Source organism: Lentzea sokolovensis (assembly GCF_033949975.1).
GTDB lineage: Bacteria > Actinomycetota > Actinomycetes > Mycobacteriales > Pseudonocardiaceae > Lentzea > Lentzea sokolovensis.
This window is the reverse complement of the sequence record NZ_JAXAVU010000017.1, coordinates 24668-38693: the sequence shown is the minus strand read 5'-3', so window position 1 is coordinate 38693 and position 14026 is coordinate 24668. Positions and strand designations below refer to the sequence as shown.

The 14026-nt window shown below is 68.4% G+C and carries 13 protein-coding genes; 4 read left to right on the top strand and 9 right to left on the bottom strand.

Annotation, left to right across the window (positions count from 1 at the left end; all coding sequences use genetic code 11):
- Nucleotides 1–858 carry a metal-dependent hydrolase gene (locus SK854_RS43130; RefSeq protein WP_319980962.1) on the bottom strand — a complete coding sequence of 286 codons (858 nt, stop codon included), beginning with the start codon at nt 856–858 and terminating at the stop codon, nt 1–3.
- Between the two features lie 71 nt (nt 859–929).
- On the opposite strand from SK854_RS43130, the gene SK854_RS43125 reads away from it, so the two are divergent.
- Nucleotides 930–1541, top strand: coding sequence for a TetR/AcrR family transcriptional regulator (locus tag SK854_RS43125; RefSeq protein WP_319980961.1), 612 nt, complete (start codon nt 930–932; stop codon nt 1539–1541).
- A 15-nt stretch (nt 1542–1556) separates the two neighbouring features.
- On the opposite strand, the gene SK854_RS43120 is transcribed toward SK854_RS43125, so the two are convergent.
- The 7 genes from SK854_RS43120 to SK854_RS43090 form a co-directional block, all read right to left on the bottom strand.
- A complete protein-coding gene (locus SK854_RS43120) occupies nt 1557–2213 on the bottom strand; it encodes a class I SAM-dependent methyltransferase (RefSeq protein WP_319980960.1) in 657 nt (218 codons plus the stop codon).
- A gap of 406 nt (nt 2214–2619) precedes the next feature.
- Nucleotides 2620–3450 carry an SGNH/GDSL hydrolase family protein gene (locus tag SK854_RS43115; RefSeq protein ID WP_319980959.1) on the bottom strand — a complete coding sequence of 277 codons (831 nt, stop codon included), beginning with the start codon at nt 3448–3450 and terminating at the stop codon, nt 2620–2622.
- 67 nt (nt 3451–3517) lie between these two features.
- Nucleotides 3518–4366, bottom strand: a complete 849-nt coding sequence (locus SK854_RS43110) for an SGNH/GDSL hydrolase family protein (RefSeq protein WP_319980958.1) — start codon at nt 4364–4366, stop codon at nt 3518–3520.
- 63 nt (nt 4367–4429) lie between these two features.
- On the bottom strand, nt 4430–6622 hold the full coding sequence (locus SK854_RS43105; RefSeq protein WP_319980957.1) for a heavy metal translocating P-type ATPase: 2193 nt from the start codon (nt 6620–6622) through the stop codon (nt 4430–4432).
- Complete coding sequence (locus SK854_RS43100) at nt 6612–7451, bottom strand: hypothetical protein (protein WP_319980956.1); 840 nt, start codon at nt 7449–7451, stop codon at nt 6612–6614. The genes SK854_RS43105 and SK854_RS43100 overlap by 11 nt, the downstream gene beginning before the upstream one ends.
- A 3-nt stretch (nt 7452–7454) precedes the next feature.
- Nucleotides 7455–7661, bottom strand: a complete 207-nt coding sequence (locus SK854_RS43095) for a heavy-metal-associated domain-containing protein (RefSeq protein WP_319980955.1) — start codon at nt 7659–7661, stop codon at nt 7455–7457.
- Between the two features lie 18 nt (nt 7662–7679).
- Nucleotides 7680–7961 (bottom strand): metal-sensitive transcriptional regulator, encoded by a 282-nt coding sequence (locus SK854_RS43090; protein ID WP_319980954.1) that lies wholly within the window; start codon nt 7959–7961, stop codon nt 7680–7682.
- Between the two features lie 447 nt (nt 7962–8408).
- Here SK854_RS43090 and SK854_RS43085 point away from each other — a divergent pair, with 447 nt between their 5' ends.
- Together SK854_RS43085 and SK854_RS43080 are read left to right on the top strand one after the other, a co-directional pair.
- Nucleotides 8409–10343, top strand: coding sequence for a potassium transporter Kup (locus SK854_RS43085; RefSeq protein ID WP_319980953.1), 1935 nt, complete (start codon nt 8409–8411; stop codon nt 10341–10343).
- 8 nt (nt 10344–10351) lie between these two features.
- Nucleotides 10352–10954, top strand: a complete 603-nt coding sequence (locus tag SK854_RS43080) for an AAA family ATPase (RefSeq protein WP_319980952.1) — start codon at nt 10352–10354, stop codon at nt 10952–10954.
- On the opposite strand, the gene SK854_RS43075 is transcribed toward SK854_RS43080, so the two are convergent.
- Nucleotides 10951–12732: an FAD-binding dehydrogenase gene (locus tag SK854_RS43075; RefSeq protein ID WP_319980951.1), complete on the bottom strand. Its 1782-nt coding sequence runs from the start codon at nt 12730–12732 to the stop codon at nt 10951–10953. The two genes, SK854_RS43080 and SK854_RS43075, sit on opposite strands and share 4 nt — an antisense overlap.
- 162 nt (nt 12733–12894) lie before the next feature.
- Here SK854_RS43075 and SK854_RS43070 point away from each other — a divergent pair, with 162 nt between their 5' ends.
- Nucleotides 12895–14025, top strand: a complete 1131-nt coding sequence (locus tag SK854_RS43070; protein ID WP_319980950.1) for a helix-turn-helix domain-containing protein — start codon at nt 12895–12897, stop codon at nt 14023–14025.
- Nucleotide 14026: the final 1 nt, after the last annotated feature.

The following is a 14026-nucleotide window of genomic DNA, read 5'->3' as shown; positions in this document are numbered from 1 at the left end:
TCAGTGAGCCTCCCGTGCCGCCGGAGAGCTCGCGAGGTACGCGATCGCCTGCGCCGTCGAGCCTTCCTGCTTCGGGTGGTAGGCGGGGTGGAAGTACCGCAGGAACGCCCGGAAGATCTCCGACAGCTTCGGCAGCAGCCCGCGCCGCCCCGCCCGCACGGACTCGCGCCAGGTGAGCCGCACCCTCGTGGTCTTGTCCGCGCGCACCATGAACCGCGCCCCGCGCACCCACAGCCAGAACAGCACCGGCGCGACGAGCAACATCGTGCGCGCCCGGCGCACGTACCGGCGGTCGAGGTGGCACATCAGGTCGTACGCGACGCTGCGGTGCTCGACCTCCTCGGCCGCGTGCCAGCGCAACAGGTCCAGCATCACCGGGTGGATGCCGGCCTTGTCGAGCGCGTCGGCGTTCAGCATCCAGTCGCCCAGGTAGGCGGTGAAGTGTTCGACGGCGGCGACGATCGCGACCCGTTCGAGCAACTGGTCCCGCGCCCGTTCCTCGCTCAGCCCCGGTGTGGGCGCGAGGATTCGCTGGAACACGTGCTCCATCTGCCGCGTGAACGGCCGCGGGTCCAGTCCGTTGGCCAGCAGGTGGTCGAGGACCTCGCTGTGCGCCTCGGCGTGCATGGCCTCCTGCCCGATGAACCCGAGCACGTCCTCGCGCAACGTGTCGTCGGTGATCAGCGGCACCGCCTGCTGGAACGTCCGCACGAACCACCGCTCGCCCTCGGGCAGCAACAGGTGCAGGACGTTCATGACGTGCGTGGTCACCGGCTCGTCCGGGACCCAGTGCATCGGCAGGGTCGACCAGTCGAACTGCACGTCACGCGGCTGCAGAACGAGGTTGTCCGGCTCCATCGCAGTACCTCCGCCAATTACTACGCCAGCGTAGCTTTGTGAAAGCTACGCCACCGTAGCAATATGGTCCCGTGAGCACAACGCGTCGCAAGTACGCCCGCCGCCTGCCGCCCGAGCAGCGCCGCGAGCAGCTGCTGGACGCCGCGCTGAGCCTCATCCCGGCAGGCTTCGACACCGTGACGATGGAGTCGGTCGCCAAAGAAGCCCAGGTCACCAAGCCTGTGCTCTACGACCTGTTCGCGAACAGGGGCGAACTCATCAGCGCCCTGCTCGACCGCGAGGCGGGCCGCGCGACCGAACAGGTCATCGCCGCCCTGCCCACCGACTTCGCCACGCGCTCGCCGGACGACGCCTTCGCCGACGCCGTCCGCGTCTTCGTGAACGCGGTCGTGGAGGCCCCCGACCGCTGGCGCCTCGTGCTCCTCCCGCCCGAGGGCACTCCCCACGAGTTCCGCGCCCAGGTGGAACTGGTGAGAGCGGGCGTGCTGACCCAGATCGAGGACCTGGCCGCGCTGGGCCTCAAGGAACTGGGCCGCCTGGACGACCTGGACTCGGCCCTGCTCGGCCACGCGATGCTCGCCCTGACCGAGATGTCGGGCCGCCTGGTGCTCACCGACCCGGAGAAGTTCACGCCGGACCGGCTGGCGGCCTTCGTGACCCGGATCGCGCACGGTCTGCGCTGAGCTGCGGCCGGGCCGTCAGCCCCGCCTCGTGCGGACGTGCGTGAGCAGCGCCAGTCCGGTCGGGTCGTGGACGACCGACACGTCGCAGCCCGGCAGCAACGCGCGCACGGCCGGCTCGTCGCGTTCGATCACCGACCAGTCCATCAGGTACTCCAGCGACCACCGGAACGGGTTCCCGGACGTGATGCTGGAGAAGTAGAACGTGCCACCGGGACGGCAGAGCCTGGTCAGCACGGCCTCGGTCAGCCGGACTGCCGCGCGGTCGTTGAGGTAGTCGTACAGACCGTTGACCAGGACGAGGTCGAACGGGCCGAGCTCGGCGAGCTTCGGGAGCGCGCGGAACACGTTGCCGGAGACCGAGGTCGTGACGTCGTTGAGCGGCCCGAGCCGCTGCTCGGCCAGTTCCAGCGCGTCCGGGTCGACGTCGGTGAGCACGAACCTGTCGCCGGGCCGCACGATGCCGGGCGGGATGAGCCGCAGGTCGGGGGCGGCACCGGCGGCGATCACCAGGATCGACCGGGGACCGTTGCGCGGTGCGGTGAGGGTGTCGCTGATCAGCCGGGCCTGGTGCATCACCCGGTTGCGCTGCTGCTGGGTGATCGCCGAGTTCTGCAGGTTCGTCTCGACGTGCCAGCCGAGCGTGCCCGGCGCGGCCTCGTTGGCCTGCGCCATCACGTGTTCCACCAGCTTGAAGTCGCTGGGGTAGCCGCGTGCCCAACTCGTTCTCGTCGCGCATGAAGGGTGAGCGTGAACACGCCGACCGCGCGGGCTGGACGACGGCGGCGATGTCCTCGTCCGGGATGCCCGCTGCCACGCCGGCGCCGATCTGCGCGCCGAGCGTGCGCAACCGGCCTCCGACCAGCATGTGCGTCGACGGGTCGGTGAGGTTGAACTCCCTCTCACTGCGCAGGAAACCGTCAACGGCGTCGCTGAGCCGGTGCAGGACGTCTGTGGTGTGCGGGAGCACGGTCATCGAACACTTCCTCGGTGCGGCAACGGTTCGAGAGCTTGTCAGGCGCGGACGCTGATCAACAGAGTCTTTCGGGTAATACGCGCCCGGCGGTGCGCCGGTTCGGGTTCAGCGGCCCGCGGCGGCGATGGCGTCCGCGATCGCCTGGTGGCCTGCCGGCGTCGGGTGCACGTCGGTGTCCTCGCAGATGTAGGTGAGCGTGCACACCTCGGCGACCGAGACCGGGATCTGGCCGTACTTCGGGTCCTCGGTCAGCTCGGTCAACGCCCCGTAGCCGCCGGTCGTGCCGGTGACGTCGATGAACTTCGCGCCGAACTTCGCGTACTCCGCCGCGATCTCGCTGTTGAAGTCCTCGTACAACGTGACCGACGTGCGCGCGAGGTTCTCGCCGTTCGGGAGCGCGGGGTTCACCCACGCGCCGAGGAACACGTCCGGGTAGCCCAGCCCGACGATCCGCACGTCCGGCGCCACCTCGCGGAACCTGGTCAGCGCGGTGGCGATGTTGATCCTGGTGTCGGTGATAGCCGACGTCGCGCACTCGGTCGGGTCCTGGGCCACCGCACACGGTTCCAGCAGGTCGTTGCTGCCGATCACCATCGTGACCAGGTCGACCTGGCCGGTGCGCAGCGTGTCGACGGTGACGTCGACCTGGGTCCGGTCGCCGGCCTCCGGTTCGCACGCCTGCGAGGAGAGCAGGTCGGCGGAGGTGGCGCCGTTGCAGGCGACGCTGACCAGCCCGAGACCGGACTGCCTGGCGACGATCTGGGCGAAGCTCTCGCCGGTGCCGTTCGGCCCGAGTCCGGTGGCGTAGGAGTCGCCGAGCGACACGTACAGCCGTTGCCCGGCCGGAGCGGTGCTGGTCGCAGGAGGTGCACTCGCGGAACACGAGGCCACCAGCAGCGTCAACGCAGAGGTCAGGACCAGCGAGAACCTCTGCACACCTGCTCCTCTTCCCCGTGTGAACCGACGTGCCGAGGGTACGAGATCTTCCGTGAGGCCGTCGTGATCAACGACCCGCGGCGGTGACGGCCTCCGCGATGGCCTGATGGCCGGCGGGCGTCGGGTGCACGTCGGTGCGGTCGCAGAAGTAGGTGAGCGCGCACACCTTGGCGACGGAGGCCGGGATCTGGCCGTACTTCGGGTCCTGGGTCAGCTCGGTCAGCGCGCCGTAGCCGCCGGTGGAGTTCGTGACGTCCGCGAACTTCGCGCCGAACCTGCCGTACTGAGCCTCGATCTTGGTGTTGAAGTCCTGGAACATCGTGACCGACAACCGGGCGAGGTTCTTGCCGTTGGGGAACGACGGGTTCACCCACGCACCGAGGAACACGTCCGGGTACGTCAGCCCGACGATCTTCACGTCCGGCGCGGCCTCCCGCAGCTCGGTGAGCGTGCCGGCGACGTTGGTCTGGATGTCGGCGACGGTCCTGGTCGCGCACTCCAGCGGTTCCTGCGACAGCGCGCACGGCGCCAGGTCGTTGCCGCCGATCACCACCGTGACCAGGCCCGCCTTCTTGCCGCGCAACGCCTCCACCGCGGCGTCGAGCTGGGTCTTGCCACCGGCGTCGGGCCCGCAGGCCGGCTTGGAGGCGAGATCGGCGGACGTGGCGCCGTTGCAGGCCAGGTTGATCAGCTTGAGGCCGGACTGCTTCGCGACGATCTGCGCGAAGCTCTCGCCCGTGCCGCTCGGCCCGAAGCCGGTCGCGTAGGAGTCGCCGATCGACACGTAGACCTGCTCGGCCGGTGGTGGGGCGCTGCTGCTGCTGCTGGACGCGGGCGCGGGAGTGGTCGCTGGCGGCGTCGAGGTGCACGCCGTCAGCGTCACGAGCAACGCCGCGACCAGGGCAAACCTCGGCACACCTGACTCCTGTTCTTCGGAAGCTGATGTACCGAGGCTACGGAACCGCCCGTGTGGGTCCTGTCAGCGGAAGCCGCGCAACCGCAGGCTGTTGCTCACCACGAACACCGACGAGAACGCCATCGCCGCGCCCGCGATCATCGGGTTGAGCAGGCCCAGCGCCGCCAACGGCAGTGCGGCGACGTTGTACGCGAACGCCCAGAACAGGTTGCCCTTGATCGTTGTGAGCGTGCGCCGCGCCAGCCTGATCGCGTCCACGGCGGCCCGCAGGTCGCCGCGCACCAGCGTGAGATCGCTGGCCTCGATCGCGACGTCCGTTCCGGTGCCCATCGCGAGCCCCAGGTCGGCCTGGGCGAGCGCGGCGGCGTCGTTCACGCCGTCGCCGACCATCGCCACGACGCGCCCCTCGTCCTGCAGGCGCTTCACGACGTCGACCTTGTCGGCCGGCAGCACCTCGGCGATGACCTCGTCGATGCCGACCTCGGCGGCCACGGCTTCCGCCGCCGCCCTGTTGTCGCCGGTCAGCAGCACCGGACGCAGCCCGAGCCTGCGGAGGCCCTCAACGGCTTCCTTCGACGTGGGCTTCACCGTGTCCGCGACGACCAGCACGCCACGGGCCTTGCCGTCCCACGCGACCAGGACTGCCGTGCGTCCCTGCCGTTCGGCCGCTTCCTTGGCCTCGGTCAGGCGTGCGTCGAGCTTGACGCTCCAGTCGCTCAGCAGGCGTTCCCGGCCGACGAGCACCGCGTGAGCGTTCACCACCCCTTGCACGCCAAGGCCTTCGACGTTCTGGAAGTCCTCGACGGGCGGCACGTCTCCCGCTGCCTTGGTGATGGCCCTGGCGATCGGGTGTTCGGACGCGTTCTCCAGCGCCCCGGCGAGCTTCAGGACCTCGTCCTCGTCCTCGTCTTCCGCGGTGTGAACGCTCACCAGGCTCATCTGCCCGGTCGTCACGGTGCCGGTCTTGTCGAGCACCACGGTGTCGACCCGGCGGGTGGACTCCAGCATCTCCGGCCCCTTGATCAGGATGCCGAGCTGGGCTCCTCGCCCGGTGCCGACGAGCAACGCGGTCGGCGTGGCCAGGCCCAGCGCGCACGGGCAGGCGATGATCAGCACCGCCACCGCGGCAGTGAACGCCGCCCCCGCACCCCCGCCCGTGCCGAGCCAGAAGCCCAGCGTGCCCACGGCGAGTGCGATCACGATCGGCACGAACACCGCGGAGATCCGGTCCGCGAGGCGCTGCACCTCGGCCTTGCCGTTCTGCGCTTCCTCGACCAGCCTCGCCATCTGGGCGAGCTGCGTGTCCGACCCGATCCGTGTCGCCCGCACGACGAGCCGTCCGCCCGCGTTGACCGTCGCGCCCGCCACCGCGTCACCGGGCCGCACCTCGACCGGCACCGACTCGCCGGTGAGCATGCTCGCGTCGACCGCGGAGCTGCCTTCCTCGATGACGCCGTCGGTGGCGATCTTCTCGCCAGGCCGCACGACGAACCTGTCGCCGACCTCGAGTTCGCTGGTCGGGATGCGGACTTCGCGGTCGTTCCTGATGATCGCGACGTCCTTGGCGCCCAGTTCGAGCAACGCCGTCAACGCCGCGCCCGCGCGCCGCTTGGACCGCGCCTCGAAGTACCGCCCGGCCAGGATGAACGTCGTGACGCCCGCCGCGACCTCGAGGTAGATGTTGCCGGTCCCGGCCATCCGTTCGATGGTGAACGTGAACCCGTGCGTCATGCCGGGAGTGCCCGCGGTGCCCAGGAACAGCGCGTAGAGCGACCACAGGAACGCCGAGCCCACGCCGATCGAGATCAGCGTGTCCATCGTGGCGGCGCCGTGCTTGAAGTTCGTCCACGCCGCCTTGTGGAACGGCCACGCGGCGTACGTGACGACCGGTCCGGCGAGAGCCAGCGACAGCCACTGCCAGTACGTGAACTGCAGCGCCGGGATCATCGCCAGCGCGATCACCGGAATCGACAGCACGGCGGACGTGATCAGCCGCTGCCGCAACGTCTTCGTCGGGTCGTCCTCGGTGTTCTGAGTCGGCGCGGCCGGGAGCTCGGCGGTGTAGCCGGTGTCCTCGACGACCTTCACCAGGTCGGCGGGCGTGAGGTCGCCCGCGTAGCTGACGCGTGCCTTCTCGGTGGCGTAGTTGACCGAGGCCTCGACGCCGTCCAGCTTGTTGAGCTTGCGCTCGATCCGTGCCGCGCAGGAGGCGCAGGTCATGCCGCCGATCGAGAGTTCGATGGTGTCAGTGGCCATGACCGCCCTCCCCGTGGGTGGTGAGCGTGAACTCCGCCGTGCGGACCACGTTCTCGTGCTGGAAGTCCAGGAACAGCCGGTACTTTCCGGCCGTCGGCACCTCGACCGCGAACTTCACCTGGTCGCTTTGCTCGGGGTGCACGTGCAGGTACGCCAGGTCGGATGCCCGCAGCGCCACCAGGTGACCCTTGGCGCCCAGGTAGTTCTGCAGGTCTGTCACCTTGGTGCCGTTCTTGGTGATCTCCATGGTGACGGTCGATGCCTTGCCCGCGTTGAGTTCTCCGGTCAGGGACACCTCGTAGCCGTCTACCGTGAACGTGCTGCCGTCGATGTGGTTCTGGGGGCGGTAGTCGCCTGCTACCTGGATGTCCGCGCCCAGTGTGGTCTTGGGGCCGTCTTCCGGCTTGAAGTCGGCGAACACCCGGTAGCTGCCGGCTTGCGGGAGGGTGAGAGGGATCGACCAGGTGCTGTCCGGGGCCATGCTCGGGTGGACGTGCTGGAAGTTCGAGCCGTCGCGGCGGACGACGATCAGGTGCAGGGGTTTTTCGTGTTCTACGGCGAACTTCGTGATCGGCAGCCCGTCCGGACCCTCGATCTGGAAGGCCAGCGACTTGTTCTCGTTCAGTCGTAGCGTGTAGCCGTTGTCCGACACGGACAGTCCTGGTGGGAGCTTGGACTGCGTCTCGTCGTGGGTGCCGCCGTGCTCGGCTTCTGCCGAGTGGGCTGGTGGTGGTGCGGGTGGGCCGGTCGCCGCGCCCGCTGCCCAGGTTCCTCCGAAGATCACGGCTAGTGCGATGCCGTAGAGAGCGACCTTGTATCCGGTCTTCATCGGTCAGCCCGCCAGTTCGTAGCCGGCCTCGGCTACCGCGGTGCGCACGTCGTCCAGGGAGACCGGGGTGGTGCTGGTGATCGTCACCTTGCCGGTGGGCAGGTCTACGGCCACGGTTCGCACGCCGTCGATCCTGGTGAGTTCCTCGGTCACACTGCTGACGCAGTGGCCGCAGGTCATGCCCGTGACGGTGTGGACTGAGTTGTTCATGGGTCTTCTCCTCGCGGTTTAGGAGCGGACCAGGCGGGCGATGGCGTCACTGGCTTCCGCGATCTTCGCGTCGGCTGTGGTGCCGCCCTCGGTGATGGCCTGGCTCACGCAGTGCTTGAGGTGCTCGTCGAGCAGCCCCAGTGAGACCGCCTGCAACGCCCTGGTGGCCGCGGAGATCTGAGTGAGCACGTCTATGCAGTACTCGTCGGTTTCGATCATCCGTTGCAAGCCGCGGACCTGGCCCTCGATTCTCCGGAGGCGGCGCAGGTGGGAGGCCTTCGTGTTGGCGTAGCCGTGCATGTCTCGCTCCTTCTCCGGCCACCGCGCGGCCGGGTGGTCATTCCGGGGGAGCGGTGGGCTCTGCTCTCATTTATACCCTAGGGGGGTATGGGTATGTCAAAGGGTGCCGGTTGTGTTCCCTGGCTTGTGGGTGGCGGCCTTGCGGGTGGTCACCTTGCGGGCGGCCAGCTTGCGTTGGGTGCTTCCCCTGGGGGCTCTGCCCCCAGACCCCCGGCAATCTGATCGGGGGAGGGCGCCACGCGTAGGTAGATGGCACGCCTGTTGCGTTGGGCGGCCGTCGGTTGCTTAGAGAGTTGCGCCGGGCCCGTTCGGTAAGGACGGCTCGCCTTCGGCTTTGCGGGTGGTCTGTGGTGCTGTCAGGAACGCGTAAAGATCACTCGGTAGCGCTCTGCGGTTGTCCGAGGGGGCGGTTATCTTGCGGGCAGCAGGTGGTTTAGGGGGTTGCTCGTGGCTGATCAGCAGGTTTCCGACGTGCCGCCTCGGCGGAAGCTCGCGCACGACGGCGTTCGGTTGGCCGTGGTCGTGGGGGCGCTCGGGGTTGTGTTCGGTGACATCGGTACCAGTCCGATCTACACGATTCAGACTGTGTTCAACCCCTCCGATCCGCATCCGGTGCCGGTCAGTGTGGACAACGTTTATGGCGTTGTGTCGTTGATCTTCTGGTCGGTCATGATCATCGTGACCATCACCTACGTGTTGCTGGCCATGCGCGTCCACAACGATGGCGAGGGCGGCATCATGGCCCTCATCACCCTGTTGCGGCGGTGGAAGGCCAAGCAGGGGCGGAAGGCTGCGGCTACGTTGGCGGCGCTGGGGGTGTTCGGCGCTGCGTTGTTCTTCGGGGACAGCATGATCACGCCTGCCATCTCCGTGTTGTCGGCCGTGGAGGGGTTGAAGGTCGTCGAGCCGGAGTTGGAACGGTTCGTCGTGCCGATCACTGCCGTGATCATCGTTGGGCTGTTTCTGGTGCAGCGGCGGGGGAGCGGGGTGGTCGGGCGGTTCTTCGGGCCGGTGATGATCCTGTGGTTCGGCGTGATCGGGGTGGCCGGGATCGTCGGGATCGCTGGGCATCCGGAGATCCTCAAGGCGTTGTCGCCCACGTATGCGGTCGGGTTCTTGTTCGGGCACTTTGACATTGCGTTCTTCGCGCTGGCGGCTGTGGTGCTGGCTGTTACTGGTGCTGAGGCGTTGTACGCGGACATGGGGCACTTCGGGCGGCCCGCCATTGCTCGTGGGTGGTTGCTTCTGGTGTTTCCGGCCTGTGTGCTCAGTTACATGGGGCAAGGGGCGCTGATTCTGGAGGACCCGGCCAACGTCAGCGGGCCGTTCTTCCTGTTGGTGCCCGAGTGGGCGCGGTGGCCGATGGTCGTGCTGGCCACGGCGGCTACCGTGATCGCTTCGCAGGCTGTGATCACTGGGGCCTACTCGGTGGCGTCGCAGGCTGCGCAGCTCGGGTATCTGCCGCGGTTGCGCATCGCGCACACGTCGGAGTCGACGATCGGGCAGATCTACGTGCCGTGGATCAACTGGATGTTGATGATCTCGGTGTTGACGCTTGTGTTCGCGTTTCAGACGTCGGCGGCGCTGGCTTTCGCGTTCGGGATGGCCGTTACCGGGACCATCACGATCACCACGACGTTGTTCCTGTTCATCGCGCGCTTGAAGTTCGGTGCTCCGGCGTGGGCGATCGGGCTCGGCTGCGTCCTGTTGCTGGGTGTGGACCTGTTGTTCCTTGCGGCCAACATGACGAAGTTGCTGCATGGAGCGTGGTTGCCGTTGTTGATCGGGCTGACCGCGTTCACCGTCATGACGACGTGGCAGCGCGGGCGGGCGATCGTCACCAAGGCTCGCCGGGATGCTGAAGGGTCGTTGCAGGCGTTTGTCGAGGAACTGCATGAGCAACAGCCGACGCGGGTGCCTGGGTGTGCCGTGTTTCTCAACCGTGGCAAAGAGACCGCGCCGTTGGCCATGCGGGCGAACGTTGAGCACAACCACGTGTTGCACGAGCGGGTGGTGATCGTGTCCATCGAGACCGAGCCTGTGCCGCGGGTGCCGCTGGAGCGGCGCGTTCAGGTTGACGAGCTCGGGTATGTCGACGACGGCATTGTCTACGTGAGTGCTCGCTTCGGGTACATGGAGACGCCGGACGTGCCTGCGGCGCTTGCGTTGCTGGATCCGGCGCAGACCGAAGGGGCGCTGGATCTCGGGCAGGCGCGGTACTTCCTGTCGAAGATCGAGCTGCAGCGCGGGTCGGAGCGGACCATGGCCGGGTGGCGCAAGCGGTTGTTCGTGGCGACGTCCTACATCACGGCCGACGCGGCCGAGCACTTCGGATTGCCCCGAGAGCGAACAGTGATCATGGGAGCGCACATCGATGTTTAGGTAGGGCCATGACGGATCTCTACCTGGAACTGGAACCGACGGCCGAGAGTCCCGTGGTCGTGCTGGTCGCGGGCATTCCCGGGGCGGGCAAGAGCACGATTGCGGAGTTGCTGGCCCGTCGCCTGCGCACGCCGATCTTCTCCATGGACTGGGTGATGGGGGCGCTGGTGCTGGGTCGCGCGGTCACCGAGGAGAACGCGTACGAGGTGGGCGATCTGCAGCTCCGCGCCTCCGTGGCCCGGCACGTCCAGTTGGGGATCGACGTGATCGTGGACGCCACCGGGCACACCCGCGAGGAGCGTGACCAGTGGCGTGAGCTCACCGAACGGCTCGGGGGTGTGTTCGTCGGCGTCGAGTGCGTCTGTTCGGACGAAGTCCTGCATCGGGAACGGATCGACGGTCGAGACAGGGGGATTCCTGGTTGGTACGCAACGGTTCCGTGGGAGCACGTTCAGCGCATGCGTGGCCTGTGGGAGCCGTGGGAGGACGACCACCTGGTGCTCGACTCGGCCGTCGAGACTCCGGACACCTCGCTGGAGCGCGTCCTGCAGGTGGTGCGGGGCCTGCGATCAACAGGGGAGACCGCAGACCCCGTGATCTTGGGGCGTTAGGCGCTTTCCGCTGCTGCCGCACGTCCTGCCGCGCGTCCGGAGAACAGGCAGCCGCCGAGGAACGTGCCTTCCAGCGCGCGGTAGCCGTGCACGCCGCCACCGCCGAAGCCGGCGACCTCGCCCGCCGCGTACAGGCCGCGGACCGGCTGGCCGTTCGAGCCGAGCACCCTGCCCTGCAGGTCGGTTTGCAGGCCGCCCAGCGTCTTGCGGGTCAGGATGTTCATCCTGATCGCGATCAGCGGGCCGGAACCGGAGTCGAGGAGCTTGTGCAAGCCCGCCGTGCGGGCGAGGCTGTCTCCGCTGTAGGCCAGGGAGTTGCGGATCCCCATCACCTGGACGTCCTTGGAGAACGGGTTGTCCGTCTGCTGGTCGCGGATGGTGATCTGCCGGCGCAGGTCGTCGAGGTTGATCAGGTTCTGCCCGGTCAGCGCGTTCATCCCGGCCACGAGGTCCGGCAGGTTGTTCTTGATGACGAAGTCGACGCCCTTGTCCATGAACGCCTTCACCGGCGGCGGCGTGCTGTTCAGCAGCCGCATCGCGAGGTAGGCGATCAGGTTCTTGGCGGTGATCTCCGGGTTCTGCTCGGAACCGGAGAGCACGAACTCCTTGTCGATGATCTTCTTGTTGAGCACGAACCACGAGTAGTCGTAGCCGGACTTGCCGATCAGCTCCAGCGTGCCGAGCGTGTCCAGTGACGGAATGCCGGGGTTGGGGAAGCGCTTGCCCCGCGCGTCGAGCCACAACGACGACGGCGCGGCCAGCACGCGGATGCCGTGATCCGGCCAGATCGGCGTGTGGTTGATCATGCCCTCGGTGTAGTGCCACATGCGGTCGCGGTTCACGATCCGGCCGCCGGCCAGTTCGGTGATCGCCAGCATCCGGCCGTCGACGTGCGCGGGAACGCCGGTGACGAGTCGCCGCGGCGCTGGGCCGAGGCGGGCGGGCCAGTTGCGGCGCACCAGGTCGTGGTTCGCGCCGATGCCGCCCGACGTGACGACCACCATCGGCGCGTACAGCTCGAAGTCGCCGACCTTGGTGCGGGAGCTGGGTGTGCCGCGCGCGGCGCTGCTCGGTTCGAGGACGGTGCCGCGCACGCCCGTCACGGCGCCGTTGCTGACGATCAGCCCGTCGACCTGGTGGCGGAACTTGAAGGTGACCTTGCCGTCGCGCACCGCGTCGCGCACCTTCTTCTCGAACGGCTCCATCACGCCGGGACCGGTGCCCAGCGTCATGTGGAAGCGCGGAACCGAGTTGCCGGGCCCGTCCGCGAGCTGGCCACCGCGTTCTGCCCAGCCGACGATCGGCACCCAGCGCACGCCCAGGCCGTACAGCCAGTCGCGCTTCTCACCGGCCGCGAAGTTCAGGTAGGCCTCCGCCCACTTCGCCGCCCAGTGGTCCTCGCCCAGGGGATCGCTCACACCGCGGTCGAACCCGGCGGTGTTGAACCAGTCGGCGCGGGCCAGTTCCAGCGAGTCCTTGATGCCGGCCGTGCGCTGCTCGGCCGAGTTGACGAAGAAGAGGCCGCCGAGCGACCAGAACGCCTGTCCGCCCAGGCTGGCCTCGGGTTCCTGGTCCAGCAGCAGGACCTTGCGGCCCGCCGCGGCCAGTTCGGAGGTCGCCACGAGACCGGCCAGGCCGTGCCCGATGACGATCACGTCCGCGTCGACTCGCGGCGCCGCCCCGGCGACTGCCTGCCCCAGGGTCCCGCTCGCGGCGATCGCCCCGATCGCGCCGCTGGCGGCGAGCAGGTTGCGACGGCTGATGTTCCGGTCTGACATCCCAGGGCCTTCCTCGTTGAAGGGTGATGCCAACGCGAATTACTCTCGCGTAAAGCAACTAACCAGTAACCGGAGAGCGGGGGATAGGGGCCCGTCACCAAACGGCGACGGCTGTGTTGTGGCCGTGACACAACGTGGTGTTCGGGAGGTGCTGTGCCGGGTATGTCCGCGATGGTCCGCCAGGTGCTCGAAGCCGTCGCCGCCGACGAGAAGGTGGTCGAACGGGTCGTCGACGCCGCCCGCGGCAACTCGCCGGAGGTCGCCAGGCTGCCCGCGGAGGAGAACCGCAGACACATCGCCCTCCTGCTGGCCGAAGGGATCTCGCACCTCGAACGCGGCGGCTCGCCCGACGACGGCGACTTCTCCGCCGCGTTGTCGCTGGGTGCCGACCGCGCCGCTCAGGGCGTGTCGATGGCGGGGCTGCTGCGCGGCGTGCACGCCGGGCGCACCGAGTTGATCAGGGCGAGCGTCGAACTCGCGCGGTCGCTGGGCGTCGCCGACGGCACGATCCTGGACTTCATGATCGACCTGGACCACTACGTCGGCGCGGTCGAGCGGCACATCATCAGCGGCTATCACACCGCCGAACTGCAGCTGTCCCGCACGGCCCGCGATCTGAACGCCCAGGTGCTGCGGCGGCTGCTGGTGTCCGGTGAGTTCCCGGACGCCTCCGAACTCGCTCGCACCGGTCTGCGTCCCGATGGCCGCTATCACTGCGTGGTGTCCGGAGTGACCGACCCGAGTCACGCGCGGACGCTGGAACAGCGGCTGCACACGTTCGGCGGCGTGTACGGGCTGGTCGAGGGACGGCTCGCCGGGCTGACGCACGTGCCGCCGACGTGGTCGGACGACCTGCTCGTCGTGTCACCGGCGACCGCGCTGAGGTCGTTGCGGGGCACGTACTCCCTGTGCACGCAGGCGCTGGCGGCCGCAGGAGCTTCGCTGGGAGTGCGGCTGCTGACCGATCTCGCTGGTGAGACCGCTCTCGCGGCGGTCCCGGCGCTGGCGGACACGCTCGCCGATTCACTGCTCGGCCAGCTGGATCCGAAGAGCACGTTCCACCACGAGATGGTCGTGACTGCGTTGTGCTACCTGGACAACGGCGGCCGGCTCAGCGCGACGGCCTCGGCGTTGCACATCCACGCGAACACCGTGCGGTACCGGCTCGACCGGCTGGTGGAGCTGACCCTGGCCGACCTCGGAGAGAACCCGGTTGCGGGACGTTCACACGTGCTGACGACGCTGCACACCTGGTGGGCGCTGCGGTCGTGGACCGACCGCAGCGCCAGGTGAG

Excerpts from the sequence above, each read along its gene's own strand:
- SK854_RS43130 (WP_319980962.1), bottom strand. The coding sequence starts at position 858 with ATGGAGCCGGACAACCTCGTTCTGCAGCCGCGTGACGTGCAGTTCGAC.
- SK854_RS43120 (WP_319980960.1), bottom strand. The coding sequence starts at position 2,213 with ATGGCGCAGGCCAACGAGGCCGCGCCGGGCACGCTCGGCTGGCACGTC.
- SK854_RS43105 (WP_319980957.1), bottom strand. The coding sequence starts at position 6,622 with ATGGCCACTGACACCATCGAACTCTCGATCGGCGGCATGACCTGCGCC.
- SK854_RS43100 (WP_319980956.1), bottom strand. The coding sequence starts at position 7,451 with ATGAAGACCGGATACAAGGTCGCTCTCTACGGCATCGCACTAGCCGTG.
- SK854_RS43095 (WP_319980955.1), bottom strand. The coding sequence starts at position 7,661 with ATGAACAACTCAGTCCACACCGTCACGGGCATGACCTGCGGCCACTGC.
- SK854_RS43090 (WP_319980954.1), bottom strand. The coding sequence starts at position 7,961 with ATGCACGGCTACGCCAACACGAAGGCCTCCCACCTGCGCCGCCTCCGG.
- SK854_RS43080 (WP_319980952.1), top strand. The coding sequence starts at position 10,352 with ATGACGGATCTCTACCTGGAACTGGAACCGACGGCCGAGAGTCCCGTG.
- SK854_RS43075 (WP_319980951.1), bottom strand. The coding sequence starts at position 12,732 with ATGTCAGACCGGAACATCAGCCGTCGCAACCTGCTCGCCGCCAGCGGC.
- SK854_RS43070 (WP_319980950.1), top strand. The coding sequence starts at position 12,895 with ATGTCCGCGATGGTCCGCCAGGTGCTCGAAGCCGTCGCCGCCGACGAG.